We start from the raw sequence: 20,284 nt of genomic DNA, 5'->3' as shown, positions 1-20,284 counted from the left end.
ACGATACTTCGAAGAGACACTAGGATGGGAATAACATGAATTTTTTACTATAAAGAATAGAGCTTAAAATACCTATATACCGTTACATTAATACAAGAAAAATTAAAATGCACCGACCAGTTGCAACCTTATGAATAGTTAAATAAATATAAACTTGCAAATAAAATAAAATGTGCTTACTTGGCAAACACTAAAAAATTTGCTATCAATAACGTCAGATAAAATTTAGCCAAAGGGATAACACTCATGCAATATTCAACACATGGAAGTTACCGTCTTGAACAACAAAATAATATTTTATTGATTGATATTGATGAGCAAGGCACTTTCAATGATGTTGTCAGCAAACAATATCATAATGACATTAAAATTATTACTCAGAAAATGCGTAATAATCCATGGGCATCACTCATCACATTTAAAGGTAATGGTGTGTTTACCCCTGAGACTGAACAAAATTTAATTGAAACCACCCATTATCGAGTAGAAAATGGCATGGTAGCCATTGCTGCCGTTATAATTGATAGCGCCTATGCCGACACGTTGCAGATGCAGCTACAACGTATTTATCAAGGTTGTTCTGTTCAATTTTATTTTTTTAGCGATACTAAAAATGCTAAAATTTGGTTAGATAGTTTTATTAATTAAACGCTAGTGTTAACACAAGGCTATATCGAAAATCTACCCAAAGCCCGTAGAGTAACTTAACGGGTAAAGATGGCATTAGCCTTCCAACGAATGTATAAAAATAAACAAAATAATAATTAATGACAAAGATAACCTGCCAAAAAACATGCTGTTAACTTATTTTAGCCATGTATTATTTATTCAGTTTATTGCTGACACTATGTATTATCGATATAAAATATAATCCATACTCAATTTTCACCGTTAATTGCTAATGTCAGATATGTACATTAACAGAAATTGGCATTTCAATATTTCACAACGTAAAGTGAAAAAACTGATGACGTATTCTATCCAATGAAAATTAATTTAAAAAAAGCAACGTTAATTAAACGTTATAAGCGATTCCTTGCAGATATTACGTTAGAAGATGGAACTGAAACAACATTACATGTAGCTAACACGGGCACTATGACGGGATGTGCAGAGCCTGGTGATACTATTTGGTATAGCACCTCAACCAATCCTAAACGTAAGTACCCCTTTAGTTGGGAGTTAACACAAACCAAGGACAATCATTTTATTTGCGTTAACACTATGCGCGCTAACCAGCTTGTAGAAGAAGCAATTAAGACTGAATTAATTAGCGAATTAATCGGTTACAAAAACCTTAAACGTGAAGTTAAATATGGAAATGAAAACTCTAAAATAGATATTTATTTAAGCCAACGTACTGCAAATCCAACAAAAAAAGACGCTTATATCGAGGTTAAAAGTGTCACTTTACTTGGGCAAACAACAAAACAGAAAACGGAAGGTCAAGGCTTTTTCCCTGATGCGGTAACAGTTAGAGGACAAAAACATTTACGTGAATTAACCACCTTGAGTCACCAAGGCACTCGTACAGTGTTATTTTTTGCTATACTACACAGCGGCATCAATAAGGTTTGTGCTGCTAGCCATATTGATGAAAAATACAGCCAATTATTAACAGCAGCACAAGCGGCAAATGTTGAAGTTATTGCATACAAAGCTAATTTTCAGTTAATCTCAAACCAACTAGAAGTACAGCTAACTAAAAGCATCTCAGTAAATAACCAATAAATTTTAATTATTAATTACCACTAAAAAATGAGATAATGATTGACTAACCCTAGTAAAAATTGCTAAAAAAGCTTGCTCGATTAAAAAGTCAAAGATAAAGACTGGGCAATTAATGTTTTAGAGTCAGTAACTCTCTGATATTAAGCTAATTATTTTTTATTTTAACTTAATTAATCCAAAGCATTGATTTTTATCACGAGTGATACCATATAGTTCTGATATTTTAGGTCTATTATATAATAGTATTGGCAATTACAACCAAGGTAAAATAGTTAACTGGTGTTTTCATCAAACAACCTTGGTCTTTGTAGTATTAGGAGATTCAGCATGCCAACAAGCAAAGGCAAAACATTAGGTATATTAGCGTTAGCTGGCGTAGAGCCATATCAAGAAAAAGCTAACGAAGAATATATGGATACCCCCCAGCAAGAACATTTTAAAAAGATTTTAGATGCATGGCGTGTACAACTTCGTGAAGAAGTAGATCGCACCGTGACTCATATGCAAGATGAAGCTGCAAACTTTCCTGATCCGGTTGATAGAGCAGCACAAGAAGAAGAGTTTAGTCTTGAGTTACGTACTCGAGATCGTGAACGTAAACTCATCAAAAAAATCGAAAAAACATTACAATTAATTGAAGAAGATGATTTTGGCTTTTGTAAATCTTGCGGTATCGAAATTGGCATTCGCCGTTTAGAAGCAAGACCTACTGCCGATCTTTGTATTGAATGTAAAACCTTAGCAGAAATTAAAGAGCGTCAAATGGCTGGCTAAGTCGTTGACTAACCAAGCATCACTACACAGTACTCTGCCCTCTGAGCGACCACAGTTTCCAAGCATCAATGCTTACCGTGGTCGTTTTGCTCCATCTCCTTCTGGATTACTCCATTTTGGTTCTTTAATCGCCGCTCTTGCTAGTTTCTTAGATGCTAAATCTTTTGTTAGTGCTAACGGAAATTCAGGAAAATGGTTGGTACGTATAGAAGACATTGATCCTCCTCGCGAACAAGTGGGTGCTAGCTCGGCTATTTTAACAACCCTTGAAGCTTTCGGTTTACATTGGGATGAATCGGTACTTTATCAAAGCCAACAGTCAGAAATTTATCAAGACACACTAAGCGATTTACAGCAGCAAAATCGCAGTTATTATTGTCAGTGCACTCGAGCAGAAATTAAAACGCTTGGCGGAATTTATCAAGGTCATTGCCGAACACTAAACCACTCTAAATACAACAGTGCTATTCGCTTAATCAACCAATATGGTCTTTATCAATTTAATGATGTTTTTCAAGGAAAAGTAGATTGTCAGCAAGCATTAGCCAAAGAAGATTTCATCATTCATCGTAAAGATGGATTATTTGCTTATCAACTTGCCGTCGTTGTTGATGATATTTACCAAAATATTAACCATGTTATTCGCGGTTGTGATTTACTTGAACCAACCGCAAGACAATTAACGCTATTCGCCACATTAAATAGCCCTGCACCAGAATATGGACATGTACCATTAGCGGTAACAACTAATGGCTATAAACTAAGTAAACAAAATAAAGCCCCTAGTATTAATAATAACAATCCACAACCGGCATTAATCGCTGCATTAATCTTTTTAGGGCAAGCACCTGATCCAAAGCTGGTGAATGAAAACGTTGATGATATTATCTGTTGGGCGATTAATCATTGGTCACGAGATAAGGTGACTAAAGTTAAAGAAATCAATATCGAATAAATTTAAGATAAACAGGACGGAGAAAAATATGCATCTTGTACAACTTAATATTGCCAAAGCTAAATACCCGTTAGATTCAGCTGAATTAAAAGAGTTTGTTGACAACTTAATACCAGTTAATCAATTAGCTGAAGACACTGAAGGCTTTATCTGGCGTTTACAAGACGAAAATGGCGATGCAACGAGTATCCATGCTTTTTCAGATCCAAATATTATCGTCAATATGTCAACTTGGGCATCAGTTGATGCGCTGAAAAACTTTATGTTTAGAACACATCACCGTGATTTTTTACGCCGTAAAAGCGAATGGTTTGATAATATAGCACTAGACAGCTATGTACTCTGGTGGGTTCCTCAGGGCTGTACCCCTAGCATTGAAGAAGGTATCGCACGATTAAACTATTTACGTGATAATACCGATTCTCCTTATGCCTTTACTTTTAAAAGTAACTTTAGTTCAACTGAAGCGAATGAATATAAATTATAAAAGAGCCTGATATGAATCTTAACTTTTCCGAGTTTTCTCCGAACCAGCGTTACCATTTAATGACGCAAACAATTATTCCAAGACCTATTGCTTGGGCGTTAACCGACTCAAGTAATGGTCAATTCAATTTAGCGCCTTTTTCTTATTTTACAGCGGTATCAAGCGCTCCACCTATTTTGATGATTTCCGTTGGAAACAAGCCTAATGGAGATAAAAAAGATACGCTAGTTAATGTCGTTAACAATAAGAAAATGGTGATACATATTGCCTCAGAACAAAATGCAGCTGTCGTCACCCAAACAGCAGAAACCTTAGCTCATGGTGAATCAGAGTTAACTAAGTCTGCCTTAAAAACGGTTGCTTTTGAAAATTTTTCGCTACCAAGGCTAGCCAATTGTGACATTGCTTATGGTTGCGAGCTTTATGAAATAAAAGAACTTGGTGATGTGCCGCAAAGCTTAATTTTTGTTGAAGTTAAACAAATATATATCAACGATAACGTGATTGAACTTGATGAAAAACAAAGAATAAAAGTGCATGCCGATAAAGTTAAACCCTTAGCACGCTTAGGCGGTGGCGAGTTCGCCACAATCAACAAGCCGTTTAGTATGGCTAGGCCTAAATAATACCAATACCAATAAATATATGATCATTCTAAATGGCCTAAACCTCCAATAACATCGTTGCTTTCAATCCCAATAGCCAGCTATTGCTCAATCAAGCGCCTTGTTCTTGAAAATTTATCCTCATTAATATTTGATCACTAACTTACTGGCATTGGTATAACGTCAATGAAAAATCAATACCTGAATGGCGTCTTTGATAATTATATACTCCTTAACTTCATTAATGACAGAATGATGATTTATAAAGATAATTTTATTATTTCTGGTAACAACATAGCGTCCTACAAAGACCCTGACGTTATGAGTTTTTATCCGAGCTACCGATGAACCCAAGCGATAAAGCGCTTGCTAAAAATTAACTCAAAGACACCTATAAAAATACATTATTATAAGTGTCCTTAATAATTATTTAAGGAAAACAAAATGAGCGAAAAATTATTGTACAAGCAAGATGGACACGTAGTTACCTTGACACTCAATCAACCAGAATTGCGCAACCCTATTACCGATCTCGACTTTGTAGAGTTGTTTGTAGAAGCCATAGCGCGCATAAAAGCCGACTTATCGGTTCGATGTGTCATTTTAACTGGAGCTGGTAAGGGATTTTCTTCCGGCGGTAACTTAAATCATATGCGCGATCGAGTCGGAACATTTAGTGGTGACGTCACCACCATTGCAGATAATTACAAACAGGGTATCCAACGAATTCCCAAAGCCCTTTGGGCACTGGAGGTCCCTGTAATCGCTGCCGTCAACGGCCCAGCCTACGGTGCAGGCTGCGATTTAACGCTAATGTGTGATATCCGCATTGCAGCTAAAAGTGCCACTTTTGCTGAAAACTTTGTCAAAGTCGGTATTATTCCTGGTGATGGCGGCGCATGGCTGTTACCACGTCAGATAGGCCTGTCAAGAGCTGCAGAAATGACCTTTACTGGTGATCCCATCGATGCCGAAACAGCATTGGCTTGGGGACTTGTATCCAGAGTTGTTGATGCTGATCAGCTAATTCCAGAAGCCAACGCGTTGGCACAACGTATTGCAAAAAATCCACCAAAGCAATTACGTATGTCCAAACAGTTATTACGCGAAGGTATGCACAGTCGACTTGATTCGTTATTGGAACTATCAGCTAGTTATCAGGCAAGCTGCCATCAAACCGCTGATCACGTTGAGGCTGTGAATGCATTGCTAGAAAAGCGTGATCCGCTTTTCAATGGAACCTAATGCATACTATTATCCAAACTCAAGAAGTAAATTCCAGTGGACAGGCTATTGATATGGCCTGCAACATTAAAATAGTATGTTCTGGATACGAAATCTACGTAATTTACGGGTTAACTGGTACCAATTTAACCGCTAATGGTGATATTAATAGCGAAGTTGCAGCGGAACGTTTACGCACATTAATGGCTGAATTGACCATCACTGAGTCAGGTTTATGTAAGCACTCTAATGGCGAAATATTACCTTGGTAGAAAATTATCTATAAAGACTTACCTTTTCAATGCAGTGAGGACTTAAAAATCGCTGCTTTTTCATTCTCTTTTTTGCTTGAATGTTATATCATTGCGCCTAGTCAAACAGATAACCTTTCATCCACCTATATTCTCTAAAAAAGGTCAGCGATTATCAAACGCGTCATCAATTTATGTAAAAAGGTTTTTAGTAAAAATGCCAATAAAAAAACCAAAACAACTAAAGTAGTCTCCACACTAGAACAACCAATAGTTTTATCTCGAAGTCAGCATCCTGTCTCTAGACAACTACTCAGCCCAAGCGCTTTAAAAGTACTATATCGCTTAAATAAAGGCGGCTATGATGCTTATTTAGTGGGTGGCGGTGTCCGCGATATTTTATTAGGTTTGAAACCAAAAGATTTTGATATTGCCACTAATGCCACACCTGATGAAATCAAAGGTTTGTTTCGAAACTGTCGTTTGATTGGTCGCCGTTTTCGTTTAGCGCATATTGTTTTTGGCCGAGAAATTATTGAAGTGGCAACCTTTCGAGGTCATCACGACAGTGCTTCAGAGCAAGAACAAAGTTGTACGAAAACCTCAAAGCAAAGTGAACATGGCATGTTATTGCGTGACAATATTTATGGCACGATAGAAGAGGATGCCGAGCGTCGCGATTTCACCATCAATGCCCTGTACTACTCTACTAAAGATTTTAAAGTGTATGATTTTGCCAATGGCGTTAAAGATGTTGAAGACAAAGTTATCCGCTTAATTGGTGACCCAGAAACACGCTACCGTGAAGATCCTGTGCGCATGTTGCGTGCCATTCGCTTTGCCACCAAACTTGATATGGAAATATCACCCGAGACTCGCGCCCCCATCAAAGAACTATCAGCATTAATGGCTAACATACCTGCTGCCCGTATGTTTGAAGAGTTTTTGAAACTGTTTATTTCGGGTAAAGCGGTCGCTAACTATAAACAACTGCGCAGTTATAATTTATTTACTTACTTCTTCCCTGCTGTTGAGCAAGAACTAAATAAAAATGACCAACTGCTTGAACGTTTTATCATGCTCGCCATGCAAAACACTGATAATCGCATTAACAATGAACAGCGTGTTACACCAGCCTTTTTATTCGCGGCAATGCTTTGGTACCCATTACAAAAATATATTCACCAAATTAATATCAATAATCAACTTGCTCCTCAAGATGCTTTTTTTGCGGCATTAAGTGAAATAATGCCCGAGCAACAACGCAGTATTGCCATTCCTAAGCGTTTTCAAGGGGTAATGAAAGATATTTGGATTTTACAAGATAAGCTAGCACGTCGCGAAGGAAAACGCGCCTTTAAAACCTTTGAACATCCTAAGTTTAGAGCCGGTTATGACTTCTTGTTATTACGTGCAGAAATTGAAAGTACACCTACTTTAATTGAGTTAGCACAATGGTGGACCGATTTTCAAATTGTCTCTAATGACGCTCGTGTGCAAATGATTAAAGGTGTTAAAACTTCGCCTAGTGGTAAACGTCGCAGTCCAAGAAAGCGTAAAAAGCCAACTGCAAGTAGCAATAATCCAAGCGCCGAATAAACATTATGAACCCCATCACAACAATTGCGTATATCGGCTTGGGTAGTAATTTATCTGAGCCAGTTAAACAAGTGCAAGCCGCTATTGATGAAATTAAGACGTTAGCACAAAGCCACGTAATTAATGTGTCGTCATTGTACTTAAGTAAGCCAATGGGGCCTCAAGATCAAGACGATTATATTAACGCAGTTTTAGCACTTGAAACAAAGCTAACTCCCCTGGAACTACTTGATGCCTTACAAAGTATCGAAAATAAAGCAGGCAGAGTGCGTAAAGAAAATCATTGGGGGGCGCGTATTTTAGATCTTGACATTATTTTGTTTGGTAACGAAATAATTAGCACTGAACGTCTTATTGTCCCGCATTATGGCATGAAAAAACGTGAGTTTGTCTTATTGCCTTTAGCTGAAATTGCAGCTGACTTAATGCTACCTTCCTCAATAGGGGCAGAAAGGCAAAGTGTAACAGTTTTGAGCCAAAACATTGCTAATAATTCGATGATAAAGCTAAAGCTAAGTTGAACGAATATTGCAGTTGAAAAAAAATTATGCCAAAGTACCCCGATCGAGTAATTACTCAAAGTAATCGTAACAACCCGTTATCTCAATAATAATATTTAAAATAAATACCGCATTGGAACTACTATGGCTAAAATAACTACATCCACCTTGTTAAAAATGAAACAACAAGGCGAAAAAATATCAACCATCACAGCCTATGATGCTAGCTTTGCCAAGCTATTTGATCAAGCAGGCATACATGCCATTTTAATTGGTGACTCCCTTGGTATGGTATTACAAGGGCAAGATGATACACTGCCAGTCAGTATTAATGATATGGTTTATCATACCCAATGTGTTAAACGTGGTGTCGAAAACACCTTGATCATCGGCGATATGCCTTTTATGAGCTACGCTAATTTAGAGCAAGCATTAACTAATTCAGCCAAGTTAATGCAAGCAGGCGCTAGTATGGTAAAAATGGAAGGTGGCGCTTGGTTAGTTGATACGATTAAAGCCTTGGTTGAAAGAGGTATTCCTGTATGCGCCCACTTAGGTTTAACGCCTCAGTCAGTCAATGTATTTGGCGGCTTTAAAGTGCAAGGTCGTCAAGATGCACAAGCACAACAAATGATCAAAGATGCGCAAGCTTTAGAAACTGCAGGAGCACAATTACTCGTATTAGAATGCATTCCTGCTCCACTAGGTAAGGCTATATCAGAAGCGATTACTATTCCAACGATAGGTATTGGCGCAGGTAAAGATACCGACGGACAAATACTGGTAATGCATGATGCTTTAGGTATTTCTTACAGTTATATGCCTAAGTTTTCTCGAAATTTTTTAAAAGAAACGGGCGATATTAAAAAATCTATTGAATTATACATCAGTGAAGTAAGCCTAGGTAATTTCCCTGGCGAAGATCATATATTTAAATAGTTTCGAGTTTCAAACAAAGTCTAAAAATAATACCAAGCTTCGTAAGAGATGAAAATGAATACAGTTGAAAGTATAAAAGATTTACGCGCACAAGTTAAATCATGGCGTATGCAAGGCCTAACCATTGCTTTTGTGCCTACCATGGGTAATTTACACGATGGCCATTTAGCGCTAGTTAATGCTGCTCATCAGCATGCTGATAAAGTCATTGCCAGTATTTTCGTGAACCCAATGCAGTTCGGTTTAAGTGAAGACATTGATAATTATCCAAGAACATTAGCGCAGGATAAAGCGAGCTTGATAAAGGTCAAAACTGACTTATTATTTACCCCTACCGCTGATATTATTTATCCAAAAGGTGTTGGTGAAAATAGCTATGTTGAAGTTCCCAATATTTCGGATCTTTATTGTGGCGCTAGCCGACCAGGACATTTTCGTGGTGTCGCTACTGTGGTTTGTAAATTATTTAATCTAGTTCAGCCTGATGTTGCTTGTTTTGGCTCGAAAGATTACCAACAGTTGCAAGTAATTCAAACCATGGTTGAAGACTTATCCATGCCAGTGGACGTTATTCCAGTGGAAATTATTCGTGAAAAGTCAGGTTTAGCAATGAGCTCACGAAATGGTTACTTAACGCCAGAAGAACTCGCCATAGCACCCGCGCTTTATCAGGCCTTACAGTGGTTAAGTACTGAGTTGCGCAACAGCCATCAACCAAGAGACTACGCTGCAATAATAATGCAAGCGAGTGAAAAAATTGATAAGGCGGGTTTGAAAACTGATTATATTTATTTATGTCATGCGAATACATTAGCGCCTGTAACACCAAATGATAAAAATATTGTTATTCTAGCGGCCGCCTATTTAGGTAAAGCAAGATTAATCGATAACTTACCCGTCAAGCTGTAGTTCAAGCAGTTAATAATGGCTATTAGTATTTTATTGTATTTCTACTCATGATGAATAAAACGAACTATTTTTATGCCCAAGATAATTAGTACGAAACACTTACGTCTAAACCTCTTTCAATACGACACTCATATGAAGCCATCTCAAATTCTCGACAATTCCAAGGACGGTTCTCATAAATAGAACACATAAACGTCTCACGATCTAAAGCTGAGCACCAACCATCGTCTAAACGCAACATCGTTTCACCGCCCCATTCATCGATAGCAATATGCTGGTAGGGAACACCAGTGTCGGTAACAAGCAGAACCTCTAAACGACAACAACAAGCCTGACAAGTTGAACAAGTGACTTCCGTTTCTAGTACTTTTTTAATATTAATAACGAAGCCCATCATCAAAGAGAATAATGTTGTATTTTACCCTAAGTGGAGCATATTCTAAATTAGTTTTGATCGCGGTTGCTACACTAATTAACTCGAAGTGAAATTTTGTTCGCTAGCTGCCTTATGCTATTGCCCGTTAATGTAAAACCCTCAGCCTTGATTGTGTTGAGGGTTTGTCATGTTTATGACCTTGAGTTCTAGTGCTTTTAATCCTATTTAACTTGAGCAAAGTGAATACTTACTTCGCCTTTAACTTTCCATGAACAACGTGTTCCTTGTGGAATAAAGAGTGCATCGCCGCATTTAAAGTAATGTACTTTACCACTATTATCGGTGCAAATAAGACTACCTTTATTAATAAAAATAAACTCATGATAAGGAAAATCAATTAAGCCAGTAGTGAACGCTTTACTTTGCCAAACACCAGCGATAAAACGTTGATTGTTATTTTGATAGAGTATTTTTTTTCGGTGACCATCAGATGTTTCTTTCCATGGAACATTAGTATTTTCATCAATATAAACAACCTTTTCAGTGACTGACTTTTCAGGTATTTCTGGTGGTTCATAAATCACATAAAACTTACGTAAATATCCTTGTTGATGCCACTGACAATCATAACCATGGGGAATGACAAAGCTCTCACCTGCCATGATAATTTCACTTTTACCGGTTTTATTGTTTTTAATTTCTACCGTACCTTCAATTATGATCATAAACTCATCATAGGCATGAGGTGTCGCAGTTTCAGTTATATCTTTGGCACTATAAACACCAATATATAACCCTAACGCTTCATCTTTATAATCGTTATGATTATGTTTAATTGACTGAGTTGACTGAGTTGACCCACATATTGCTGCATCAAACTCATCGGTAATGTCACCAAAGTCAATTGGATTTTCCCTTAACTTTATAATGCTTTTTTCTGACATTTTTTGCTCTGTTTACATTGTTTTGTCCTTCGACTACTCGTTCCTCGTGCTCAGGATGATCGAAGGCACTACGTTTGCCCTGAGCCTGTCGCCCTTCGACTACTCGTTCCTCGCGCTCAGAATGAACGGAGATCTTCCGTTTGCCCTGAGCCTGTCGAAGGGTTACTAGCTATTTGATGAATATGTACATCTCGTTGCGGGAACGGAATGGTAATATTCGCTTCATCTAAGACAGAGTATATTTTTGCATAAGCTTTATATTTAGTCGCATACAAATTCACCGTCGGAGTCCATAAGCGAATAGCAATGGTAATGGCACTATCTGAAAACTCATCAATACCTACTTGCAACTTTCTATTTTCACCCACAATGCCTAAAGACAATACCGTTTCTTCTAACAACTTGGTAACTTCTAATGGGTTGTGATTGTATGAAATGCCAATTTTTAACTCGAGTAACGAATCATGTTGTGAATTATGAAGAATTTCACCTACGATGTGCTTATTGGGAATAGTGATCGTGACATCATCTTCATTTTTTAATAACGTATAAGCAAGTAGCACTTCTTCAACAACACCGGTAACTCCATGTACGCTAATGGTATCGCCAACCACAAATGGTCTAATAATAATAATATTAAAACCTGCAGCATAGTTAGCCAATAAGCCCTGTAATGCTAAACCAGCCCCTAAAGAAATTGCGCCAATAGCAGCAATAAATGGCGTAACACTGATCCCCAACTTACTAAGCGAAACGATAGTGATCATTATTACTATCAACATTTTTGTGGTGTTTGCTAAAAACTGACTTAACGTAATATCTAATTTATGTCGCTGACATAACCGTAAAACAAATTTAGATATTTTTCCCGCGAGAGCATAACCAATGATAAAAATGATTAATGCACCAATCAGTTGGAAACTATAATTGGCAAAAAAATCTATAATTATATTGTATAAATTAGCGACTTGATCTATTTCTTCTTTGAGTAAATTGGCTGGGTTAATCGCTTCGCTAACTTTTTCTGTATTATTTGTTACGGGGGGAGCGAACATGGTTATTCCTTAATGATATCGACAAATTGGTAAAGGATAACAGATTGGAAATAAATGTTATCTTTAAAGGTGATATTTTATTTTTTACCGTTGAAAAGTGCATTTAAAGCACCATATTTACTCTTCCTATACCATTTGTATAATTAAGGTTACAGAGTTCAATGAGATTAAATTTTCAAGAGCAAGACGCTTGATTGAACAATAGCTGGCTATTGAGATTGAAAGCAACGATGCTATTGGATATTTAAGCCATTTGAAAATGATAGCTTAGTTAGTTCAATTGGCATTATATTTAATTGTTTTTTATTCGTTAACGTTCAAGGCAAAACCATGTCTCATGCTTTAGAAATTAAGTCACTAGAAAAAACCTACAAAGGTGGTTTTCAAGCGCTTAAAAATATTGATTTAACTGTAAAAAAAGGCGACTTTTTTGCTTTGCTTGGCCCTAATGGTGCTGGAAAATCTACCACGATAGGCGTAATAACCTCTTTAGTTAATAAAAGCCAAGGCCAGGTAAAGGTGTTTGGCTATGACATAGACACTGACCTAGAAAAAGCAAAGAGCTTCATTGGATTAGTACCACAAGAATTTAATTTCAACCAGTTTGAACCCTTAATGAATATTTTGGTAAATCAGGCAGGTTATTATGGTGTTGAACGGAAAGTTGCCGTTGAACGTGCCGAAAAATATTTAAAACAATTAGAGTTATGGGATAAGCGCGATGATGCTGCTCGTATGTTATCTGGCGGGATGAAACGCCGGTTAATGATAGCGCGCGCTTTGATGCATGAACCACAAATATTAATTTTAGATGAGCCAACCGCTGGCGTTGATATTGAAGTGCGCCGTTCAATGTGGGGCTTTTTACGAGAGCTAAACAGTAAGGGGATTACCATCATTCTAACGACCCATTACTTAGAAGAAGCAGAAATGTTATGTCGTAATATTGCTATTATTAACGGTGGTGAAATTGTTGAAAACACTAGTATGAAAGCATTACTAGCCCAACTGGATGTTGAAACTTTTGTTTTAGATTTATCACCTCATAACAAAAAAATCACCTTAACTGAAACTGACTTTAGAGTGATTGATGATCATACGTTAGAAGTTGACTTGAATAAGAACCAAAATCTAAATCATGTTTTTCAACAATTAACCGAGCAAACTATTAACGTGCTGAGTATGCGCAATAAAAGTAATCGTTTAGAAGCCTTATTTGTTAACCTTATATCGAATAAAGAGCCTAATAAAAAGTCTAGTAAAGAGTCGCCTATCGCGGTGACTCGCACATCAAATAAGAAGGCTAACTAAGATGAATAACGCCATCGCCTTAAAAAGTATTTTAACTAAAGAAATTCAACGCTTTTTACGTATTTGGGTACAAACCTTAGTACCACCAGCTATCACTATTAGCTTATATTTTGTTATTTTTGGCTCTCTTATCGGCTCTCGTATAGGCAAAATGGGCGGCTTTGATTACATGTCGTTTATTGTACCAGGCTTAATTATGATGACTGTTATTACTAACTCATACTCAAACGTGGCCTCCTCTTTTTTTAGTGCTAAATGGCAACGGAACATTGAAGAAATGTTAGTAGCACCCGTGCCAAATTGGGTGATAGTAGCCGGTTATGTTGGTGGAGGTATGGCGCGCGGTATTTTAGTGGGCTTAATTGTTACCTTGGTATCATTATTGTTTGTTGATATTAAAATTCATAACGTTTGGGTGATTATAGCGACGGTATCATTAACATCAGCGACATTTTCTTTGGGTGGTTTGATTAATGCTATTTTCGCCAATAGTTTTGATGATATATCTATTATTCCCACATTTGTACTGACACCATTGACCTACCTTGGTGGAGTGTTTTATTCTATTAGCTTGTTGCCTGATTTTTGGCAAGGAGTGTCACAGATTAACCCGATCGTTTATATGGTCAATGCTTTTCGCTACGGCTTTTTAGGTATTTCTGATGTTAACATTGTCACTGCCTTTTTAGTCATTGGATTTTTTATTGCCACCTTATTTACTATTGCTATGGTATTGATCAGTAAAGGTATAGGATTGAGATCTTAATGAAAGATAATATGGCTGAACAACAAGATCCGTTGGGTGACTCTAAATCCATTATAACTAACCAAACGGGTATTCATGAAAAGCTAAATGAAGTGGTCGCAAAGCATTTATCACATCCTTTTAAAAAACCTTATCAGCCGCATACCCAGCAAGCTTTTCAGGAAATGGATACGTTGGTGCAAGCATTTTTACAGGCTAATTCAGCTGGCGAAATCATTTTAGATGCCTGTTGTGGTGTTGGCCAAAGTAGTCGGATTTTAGCTCAGCAAAATCCACAAGCACTCGTTATTGGTGTCGATAAATCTGCACACAGAATTAATCGAAATGTTGAGGGCTTTTCACAAGAAAACGGCTACCATGCACAAAATTATCATCTAGTTCGTGCTGACTTAAATGATTTTTATCGCTTGGTTAAAGCGGCTAATTGGCCTGTGACTAAGCATTATATTCTCTACCCTAATCCTTGGCCTAAATCTAAACATCTACAACGTCGCTGGCATGGCAGCGCGGTATTTCCACAAATGACAGGAATTGGCGATACATTGATATTGCGCAGCAATTGGCGTTTATATTTAGAAGAATTTCAACAAGCGGCGAAACAAATAGCCTTGCATGGAGAGCTTTCTCAAGTTAACGTAGCAGGAGAACAAGCACTGACACCTTTTGAAGCTAAATACCAAGCCAGCGGCCAAGTATGTTGGCAGTTAACCTTATACAAGTAATAACTAAAATGACAACACCTAAACGTACTGCACAAGCAACAAATGAATCTTTACACAGAATATTTACTGTTGCCGAAGCACCAGATTCTACTTTAGGACGTATTGAACAAGAGATATCGCACAGTTTATCCGATTTTCTCAACAATTATATTGTTGCCAGTAAAAATGCCTTAAGTGATATTGAACAAGATTTTGTCAGTGCACGTATTCCTGAGCAGCCTGAATTTGTTTCTGATCATATGCACCATTTACTTGATAAATTAGTAGCACATTCAGTACATACTGCTAGCCCGAGCTTTATCGGTCACATGACGTCAGCCTTACCCGCCTTTATTTTACCCTTGTCTAAGTTAATGGTTGGTTTAAATCAAAACCTAGTTAAAGTAGAAACCTCGAAAGCATTTACCCCACTAGAGCGGCAAGTATTGGGTATGATGCATAATTTGGTTTACCAAGAAAATGATGATTTTTACCAACAATGGTTACATAACCCTAATAATTCGTTAGGAGCTTTTTGCTCTGGTGGTACAGTCGCTAATATTACTGCCTTGTGGGTGGCTCGAAATAAATTACTTAAAGCCGATGGAAATTTTCCAGGTATTACCCGAGCAGGCTTATTTAATGCCCTACAGCACTACGGTTATCAAGGTTTGGTAATTTTAGTCTCAGAACGGGGTCATTATTCATTACAAAAATCGGCAGATGTTCTCGGTATTGGACAAGACAGCGTAATTGCAATTCCAACTGATGAATACAACAAAATAGATTGCCAAAAACTTGCACACAAGTGCCAACAATTAACAGATAAAAATATTAAAGTGCTCGCGATTGTTGGTGTGGCAGGCACTACCGAAACAGGTAACATTGACCCATTAAATAAAATGGCGGATATCGCTGAGCAATACCAATGCCATTTTCATGTCGATGCTGCTTGGGGTGGAGCAACGTTATTATCCAATAAGCACCGTTATTTACTTAACGGCATTGAACGTGCTGATTCAGTAACCATTGATGCTCATAAACAAATGTACGTGCCTATGGGCGCGGGCGTGGTATTATTTAAAGACCCATCTGCGGTGGCTGATATTGAACATCATGCCGAGTATATCTTACGCAAAGGTTCAAAAGATCTGGGCAGTCATAGCTTAGAAGGCTCTCGTTCTGGTATGGCTATGCTAGTTTACGCTAGCTTGCATATTATTAGCCGCCCTGGCTATGAAATGTTGATTAATAGAGCGATAACCAAAGCAAAGTACTTTGCTGATATCATTAATCACCATGAAAATTTTGAATTGATCACTGAACCAGAGTTGTGTCTATTAACCTACCGTTATGTGCCTAAAACAGTACAAACTGTCCTTGCTAAGGCTTGCGTTAATCGTGATAGTAAAACACGAAATGAGCTAAACTTGTTGCTAGGCCAACTAACTAAGTTTATTCAAAAGCGCCAACGAGAAGATGGCCGTTCGTTTGTTTCACGTACTCGTATTGAAGTGTCACGTTACGGAGGTGAAAAAGTAATTGTTTTTCGGGTTGTACTTGCTAATCCATTAACCAGTAAAGTAATTCTTAATGATATTTTGGCCGAGCAGTGTTTACTTGCACAAGAAAGCGAACTTTATTTGCCACAACTATTAGCTCTATCAAGCTAACAATACCAAATAGAAAGGCTTGATGATCATCATGAGGTCTTGATATTTTGCCTGTTTATCTAATACCTATTTCATTTATTAGGCGCCTTACCACGGTTTAATTTTCCTCTATACCACAAGCTCATAAACATAATTACATAAGACAATATCCTCCATAAGAAGTATATACCTAACTACCTACAGCCGCTAACATAGACTACAGAATAAATACAGATATCGCAGGTAGTAGTTACTTTGTTAAATGAATTAATATCTAATGAATTGTCTGAAGGTACAGTGCCACCGTTATCCTCATTGAGTAAAATAGCGACTCATCCACTACGTGAGAAACTATATAACGAATTACACAATAGGCCATTTCAATCGATATCAACTCCTGCTCAGCTCACCCATATCGCTATTCAACATCATGGAAAATTAAAGCAACAAGAACATGAGTTTATTTCATTGTTATGTAATAGATTTCAAGTAAATTCACCTGCGAAGTCAATGCCATGTTTTTATCAAGATTTTGGTTTATTTAGCCTTCGTTGGGAACGCCATTTAGAATATTCAACCTATACCTTTATTCGCCAAGCACCATTAACTGATCTTCCATTTATTAAAAATGCTATCGATTTTATTCCCCGTAGCTGGTTTGAGAAAATGCCCGGCCAAGTAATTGCTGCTGTGCACTTGATCATCGAGTCTGAAAATATTGATAAAGCGAGAACACACAAGGTTGAAAAATATTTTGACAATATGCCATTAATAGCCAGTGCTCCTGTCAATTCACAGGCCAAAGTGTGGAGTTCATTTAAATTACATGAGGATGGTTTTGGTCGCTTTCTAATATATCAAAAAGACTTATCACCTGCTCAGCTAGGACGATTGGTTCTTCAATTATTACAACTTGATACTTACCGGGTGATGGCAACACTAGGTTTACCACTCGCACAAGCAATCAATAGTGAGCTTAATCAACTAGATTTACAACTGCAGCAGGTTACTACTTACATAGCGTTAGGTACTGATAAAAGTGATAGAGAGTTACTAACACAAGTATCCAAAATTGCAGCAAAAGTAGAGGATTATCGTAGTCAAAGTACTTACCGCTTCTCTGCTACTAATGCCTATTACAATGTGGTATTACAACGAATGGAGGAACTAAAAGAAGAAGAAGTTTCAGGCTACATGACCATACAAGAGTTCTTAATGCGGAGGATTACTCCTGCAGTTAAAACCTGTCAAACTGCATCTAACCACTTAGAAGACATCTCTAGAAGAGTTACACGTGCGAGTGATTTATTACGAACACGCGTTGAAATGGTGCTACAAGAGCAAAATCAAACCTTATTAAAATCAATGAACCATCGTGCTCATGTGCAAATGCGTTTGCAACAAACAGTTGAAGGCTTATCAGTTGCCGCAATAAGTTATTATGGCATGCAACTATTTGAAACCATGCTAACGTCCTTACCAACATTTGGTATTGAATATAACCACGAACTAGTCAGTGGTTTTGCTGTTCCTATTGTTATTGGTATTGTTTTTATTGGCACGCGTTTAATTCATAAACGTTTAATGAAAGGGTTAAAATAATGTTAAATCGCCTTACTAGGCAGTTTACTCAATACTCTGAGTTAGGAATAAATTTAATAGAATAGGTATATACCCGCTCCACTTGAAGATGCTCGTTTCAGGAAGTCTGAGCGACTCATAATCAAGGAACATTTTTTTATTAAGGGTTATTCCCTTAAAAACAAATGTAACGCAGAGTATGATTTGCTCAGCCTTCCCCAAGGGGCTGGTTTATAAACGCTTTATACTGCGTTATTGATTTTGAGAAGGGAATACCATTCTCTACAATCAATGCCTTGCCTAAAGACGTTTCTAATTCCAGCTGAATCATGCATCTTCAAGTGGAACGGGTATAAATACACTACTTGTGATTTGAATAGTTTAAATTCTTTGACTCAATTGATATGCTATAATCAAAATATATTTTCAGCTCATTTCAACTTGTACGGATTTATTCATGGCTAAAAAATCGCTTAGTATTAGAGAAAAAACCATTTTTGACGGCATGTTTACTAAATATTTCTTAAAATCAATCTTTGCTTTATGGTTTAAATTAGCAGGTTGGAAGGTTTCTAAATTTACCCCCGAAGGAGCAGGAGTCGCAATTGCCGCACCTCACACCTCTAACTGGGATTTTGTTTATGCCCTTGGCGCTGCCATTTTACAAGATGTCAAAATATACTTCTCCATTAAAGAGAGTCTGTGTAAGGTACCGCTTTTAGGAAGATGGTTAATGTGGCTTGGCGCCATTCCAATTGATCGTTCATCAAAAGGTGTTGGTCAAGTACAGCAAATCAAAAAATTTATTGATTCACAAAAAACACAATCTGAAAATGGAAAAAGGATATTTTTCTTATTTACTCCAGAAGGAACTCGCGGTGTAGTAAAAAAATGGAAAGCTGGTTTTTACCATATTGCTCAAGGGTGTGAATTACCAATTTTCCTCGCTAAAGTTGATTATGCAAGTAAAGAAACAGGGGTGTTTCATACATTTCACTTAACGGGCAATAAAGAGGAAGATATTAGTGCTATTCAAGCCTCTTATGAAAGTATACAAGGTAAATATCCAAAATTACAATTCCCTCATTATATTGGTAGTTTGCCGACAATATCTGATTCTGAAGCAGCCATCATTCGAGCACTGTATTCCATTAAAGGTGTCGCTACCAAAATGGAAATAGGTACCAAAGCTAAAGTGGCTGAGTTATCAAACACCATGCTTACCTTGTTGATAGAAAAAGGATTATTAGAAAAAAGTAATACTAACAAGAACAATACGACCACTTACCAACTTACTTTTGCTGGCAAGGGATACTGTTTACATTTATCGCCTACGGCTTAGAATTACGTTCAATTTCCTGAACCAAATTCAGGAGTTCAAAGTGATTATGCATAGCCGAGCATAAACAATAACGTCAATTCGAGTCCACTTTTCTTATAAACCCAAGCCACTTCAAGATGCGAGTTTCAGGACGTCTGAGCGAATCATGATCAAGGCGCATCTTTTTATTAATGGTTACTCCCTTAAAAATAGATGCAACGACGAGCATGTTTTGCTCAGTCGCCCATAAATGGCTAGTTTAGAAACGTGTTATGCTGCGTTATTGATTTCGACAAGGACGCTACATGGATGTAGCCTATTAGAGAATGCAGGAGCATATTCTCCTGAATAACCATTCTCTTCAATCAAAGCCTTGCCTAAAGACGTTTCTAATTCCAGCTGAATTCTGCATCTTGAGGTGGCTTGGGTATAGTAAGCAGACTTAGAGACTGGCGCTATTATCAAATTTCACCCATATCGAGTAGGGTGAGGCTCATGCCTCATCCCTCTCACAGAACCGTACGTACGGACCTCGTATACGGCTCATGCAATTTACTATTTCTCATCACTTTGATCAGTAATAAGAAGCGAGAACGCCTGTTT

The 20,284-nt window shown here is 37.4% G+C and carries 21 protein-coding genes; 18 read left to right on the top strand and 3 right to left on the bottom strand.

Annotated features, from left to right (window positions below; all coding sequences use genetic code 11):
• Positions 1-246: 246 nt before the first annotated feature.
• The 12 genes from DWA31_RS09075 (at position 247) to panC (ending at position 9,974) form a co-directional block, all read left to right on the top strand.
• Complete coding sequence (locus DWA31_RS09075; protein WP_114326278.1) at positions 247-648, top strand: hypothetical protein; 402 nt, start codon at positions 247-249, stop codon at positions 646-648.
• 336 nt (positions 649-984) lie between these two features.
• Positions 985-1,731, top strand: a complete 747-nt coding sequence (gene sfsA / locus DWA31_RS09070) for a DNA/RNA nuclease SfsA (protein ID WP_114326277.1) — start codon at positions 985-987, stop codon at positions 1,729-1,731.
• Positions 1,732-2,058: 327 nt separating this feature from the next.
• Positions 2,059-2,505, top strand: a complete 447-nt coding sequence (gene dksA / locus DWA31_RS09065) for an RNA polymerase-binding protein DksA (RefSeq protein WP_114326276.1) — start codon at positions 2,059-2,061, stop codon at positions 2,503-2,505.
• A gap of 34 nt (positions 2,506-2,539) precedes the next feature.
• Entirely contained in the window at positions 2,540-3,460 is a 921-nt protein-coding gene (gene gluQRS / locus DWA31_RS09060) for a tRNA glutamyl-Q(34) synthetase GluQRS (protein WP_114326303.1), read from the top strand.
• A 28-nt stretch (positions 3,461-3,488) separates the two neighbouring features.
• Complete coding sequence (locus DWA31_RS09055) at positions 3,489-3,947, top strand: DUF3291 domain-containing protein (RefSeq protein WP_114326275.1); 459 nt, start codon at positions 3,489-3,491, stop codon at positions 3,945-3,947.
• A gap of 11 nt (positions 3,948-3,958) precedes the next feature.
• Positions 3,959-4,573 carry a flavin reductase family protein gene (locus DWA31_RS09050; protein ID WP_114326274.1) on the top strand — a complete coding sequence of 205 codons (615 nt, stop codon included), beginning with the start codon at positions 3,959-3,961 and terminating at the stop codon, positions 4,571-4,573.
• 423 nt (positions 4,574-4,996) lie between these two features.
• The gene (locus tag DWA31_RS09045) at positions 4,997-5,797 is read left to right on the top strand and encodes a crotonase/enoyl-CoA hydratase family protein (RefSeq protein WP_114326273.1); all 801 of its coding nucleotides are present in this window, start codon (positions 4,997-4,999) and stop codon (positions 5,795-5,797) included.
• Positions 5,797-6,048: a hypothetical protein gene (locus tag DWA31_RS09040; protein WP_114326272.1), complete on the top strand. Its 252-nt coding sequence runs from the start codon at positions 5,797-5,799 to the stop codon at positions 6,046-6,048. The genes DWA31_RS09045 and DWA31_RS09040 overlap by 1 nt, the downstream gene beginning before the upstream one ends.
• A 153-nt stretch (positions 6,049-6,201) precedes the next feature.
• Positions 6,202-7,626 (top strand): polynucleotide adenylyltransferase PcnB, encoded by a 1,425-nt coding sequence (gene pcnB, locus DWA31_RS09035; RefSeq protein WP_425451876.1) that lies wholly within the window; start codon positions 6,202-6,204, stop codon positions 7,624-7,626.
• A 5-nt stretch (positions 7,627-7,631) separates the two neighbouring features.
• On the top strand, positions 7,632-8,147 hold the full coding sequence (gene folK, locus DWA31_RS09030; protein ID WP_114326270.1) for a 2-amino-4-hydroxy-6-hydroxymethyldihydropteridine diphosphokinase: 516 nt from the start codon (positions 7,632-7,634) through the stop codon (positions 8,145-8,147).
• A gap of 123 nt (positions 8,148-8,270) precedes the next feature.
• Positions 8,271-9,065 (top strand): 3-methyl-2-oxobutanoate hydroxymethyltransferase, encoded by a 795-nt coding sequence (panB, locus tag DWA31_RS09025; protein WP_114326269.1) that lies wholly within the window; start codon positions 8,271-8,273, stop codon positions 9,063-9,065.
• 54 nt (positions 9,066-9,119) lie between these two features.
• Complete coding sequence (gene panC, locus DWA31_RS09020) at positions 9,120-9,974, top strand: pantoate--beta-alanine ligase (protein WP_114326268.1); 855 nt, start codon at positions 9,120-9,122, stop codon at positions 9,972-9,974.
• An 85-nt stretch (positions 9,975-10,059) separates the two neighbouring features.
• On the opposite strand, the gene DWA31_RS09015 is transcribed toward panC, so the two are convergent.
• The 3 genes from DWA31_RS09015 to DWA31_RS09005 all read right to left on the bottom strand — a co-directional run bounded on the left by DWA31_RS09015 (position 10,060) and on the right by DWA31_RS09005 (position 12,349).
• Positions 10,060-10,371 carry a YkgJ family cysteine cluster protein gene (locus tag DWA31_RS09015; RefSeq protein ID WP_114326267.1) on the bottom strand — a complete coding sequence of 104 codons (312 nt, stop codon included), beginning with the start codon at positions 10,369-10,371 and terminating at the stop codon, positions 10,060-10,062.
• A 200-nt stretch (positions 10,372-10,571) separates the two neighbouring features.
• Positions 10,572-11,294 (bottom strand): cupin domain-containing protein, encoded by a 723-nt coding sequence (locus tag DWA31_RS09010; RefSeq protein WP_114326266.1) that lies wholly within the window; start codon positions 11,292-11,294, stop codon positions 10,572-10,574.
• Positions 11,295-11,410: 116 nt separating this feature from the next.
• Positions 11,411-12,349 carry a mechanosensitive ion channel family protein gene (locus DWA31_RS09005; protein ID WP_114326265.1) on the bottom strand — a complete coding sequence of 313 codons (939 nt, stop codon included), beginning with the start codon at positions 12,347-12,349 and terminating at the stop codon, positions 11,411-11,413.
• 330 nt (positions 12,350-12,679) lie between these two features.
• Here DWA31_RS09005 and DWA31_RS09000 point away from each other — a divergent pair, with 330 nt between their 5' ends.
• From DWA31_RS09000 to DWA31_RS08975, 6 genes are all read left to right on the top strand, one after another.
• A complete protein-coding gene (locus tag DWA31_RS09000; RefSeq protein ID WP_114326264.1) occupies positions 12,680-13,660 on the top strand; it encodes an ABC transporter ATP-binding protein in 981 nt (326 codons plus the stop codon).
• A gap of 1 nt (position 13,661) precedes the next feature.
• On the top strand, positions 13,662-14,426 hold the full coding sequence (locus DWA31_RS08995; RefSeq protein ID WP_114326263.1) for an ABC transporter permease: 765 nt from the start codon (positions 13,662-13,664) through the stop codon (positions 14,424-14,426).
• Complete coding sequence (gene trmB / locus DWA31_RS08990) at positions 14,426-15,148, top strand: tRNA (guanine(46)-N(7))-methyltransferase TrmB (RefSeq protein WP_245942564.1); 723 nt, start codon at positions 14,426-14,428, stop codon at positions 15,146-15,148. Before DWA31_RS08995 ends, trmB begins: the two co-directional genes overlap by 1 nt.
• 8 nt (positions 15,149-15,156) lie before the next feature.
• Positions 15,157-16,800 carry a pyridoxal-dependent aspartate 1-decarboxylase PanP gene (gene panP / locus DWA31_RS08985; protein ID WP_114326301.1) on the top strand — a complete coding sequence of 548 codons (1,644 nt, stop codon included), beginning with the start codon at positions 15,157-15,159 and terminating at the stop codon, positions 16,798-16,800.
• Between the two features lie 234 nt (positions 16,801-17,034).
• Positions 17,035-18,381: a DUF3422 family protein gene (locus DWA31_RS08980; RefSeq protein ID WP_114326262.1), complete on the top strand. Its 1,347-nt coding sequence runs from the start codon at positions 17,035-17,037 to the stop codon at positions 18,379-18,381.
• 436 nt (positions 18,382-18,817) lie between these two features.
• Entirely contained in the window at positions 18,818-19,702 is an 885-nt protein-coding gene (locus DWA31_RS08975) for a 1-acyl-sn-glycerol-3-phosphate acyltransferase (RefSeq protein WP_114326261.1), read from the top strand.
• Positions 19,703-20,284: the final 582 nt, after the last annotated feature.

Source organism: Candidatus Colwellia aromaticivorans (assembly GCF_003333305.1).
GTDB classification, from domain to species: Bacteria; Pseudomonadota; Gammaproteobacteria; order Enterobacterales; family Alteromonadaceae; genus Colwellia; species Colwellia aromaticivorans.
This window is presented reverse-complemented; position numbering and strand designations above follow the sequence as displayed.

Bases quoted from the DNA above. Each gene is read 5' to 3' on its own strand.
- DWA31_RS09040 (WP_114326272.1), top strand. From the start codon at position 5,797: ATGCATACTATTATCCAAACTCAAGAAGTAAATTCCAGTGGACAGGCT.
- DWA31_RS08995 (WP_114326263.1), top strand. From the start codon at position 13,662: ATGAATAACGCCATCGCCTTAAAAAGTATTTTAACTAAAGAAATTCAA.
- DWA31_RS09045 (WP_114326273.1), top strand. From the start codon at position 4,997: ATGAGCGAAAAATTATTGTACAAGCAAGATGGACACGTAGTTACCTTG.
- DWA31_RS09000 (WP_114326264.1), top strand. From the start codon at position 12,680: ATGTCTCATGCTTTAGAAATTAAGTCACTAGAAAAAACCTACAAAGGT.
- sfsA (WP_114326277.1), top strand. From the start codon at position 985: ATGAAAATTAATTTAAAAAAAGCAACGTTAATTAAACGTTATAAGCGA.
- dksA (WP_114326276.1), top strand. From the start codon at position 2,059: ATGCCAACAAGCAAAGGCAAAACATTAGGTATATTAGCGTTAGCTGGC.
- trmB (WP_245942564.1), top strand. From the start codon at position 14,426: ATGAAAGATAATATGGCTGAACAACAAGATCCGTTGGGTGACTCTAAA.
- panC (WP_114326268.1), top strand. From the start codon at position 9,120: ATGAATACAGTTGAAAGTATAAAAGATTTACGCGCACAAGTTAAATCA.
- DWA31_RS09050 (WP_114326274.1), top strand. From the start codon at position 3,959: ATGAATCTTAACTTTTCCGAGTTTTCTCCGAACCAGCGTTACCATTTA.
- panP (WP_114326301.1), top strand. From the start codon at position 15,157: ATGACAACACCTAAACGTACTGCACAAGCAACAAATGAATCTTTACAC.
- folK (WP_114326270.1), top strand. From the start codon at position 7,632: ATGAACCCCATCACAACAATTGCGTATATCGGCTTGGGTAGTAATTTA.
- DWA31_RS09015 (WP_114326267.1), bottom strand. From the start codon at position 10,371: ATGATGGGCTTCGTTATTAATATTAAAAAAGTACTAGAAACGGAAGTC.
- DWA31_RS09055 (WP_114326275.1), top strand. From the start codon at position 3,489: ATGCATCTTGTACAACTTAATATTGCCAAAGCTAAATACCCGTTAGAT.
- DWA31_RS09005 (WP_114326265.1), bottom strand. From the start codon at position 12,349: ATGTTCGCTCCCCCCGTAACAAATAATACAGAAAAAGTTAGCGAAGCG.
- panB (WP_114326269.1), top strand. From the start codon at position 8,271: ATGGCTAAAATAACTACATCCACCTTGTTAAAAATGAAACAACAAGGC.
- DWA31_RS09010 (WP_114326266.1), bottom strand. From the start codon at position 11,294: ATGTCAGAAAAAAGCATTATAAAGTTAAGGGAAAATCCAATTGACTTT.
- DWA31_RS08975 (WP_114326261.1), top strand. From the start codon at position 18,818: ATGGCTAAAAAATCGCTTAGTATTAGAGAAAAAACCATTTTTGACGGC.
- DWA31_RS09075 (WP_114326278.1), top strand. From the start codon at position 247: ATGCAATATTCAACACATGGAAGTTACCGTCTTGAACAACAAAATAAT.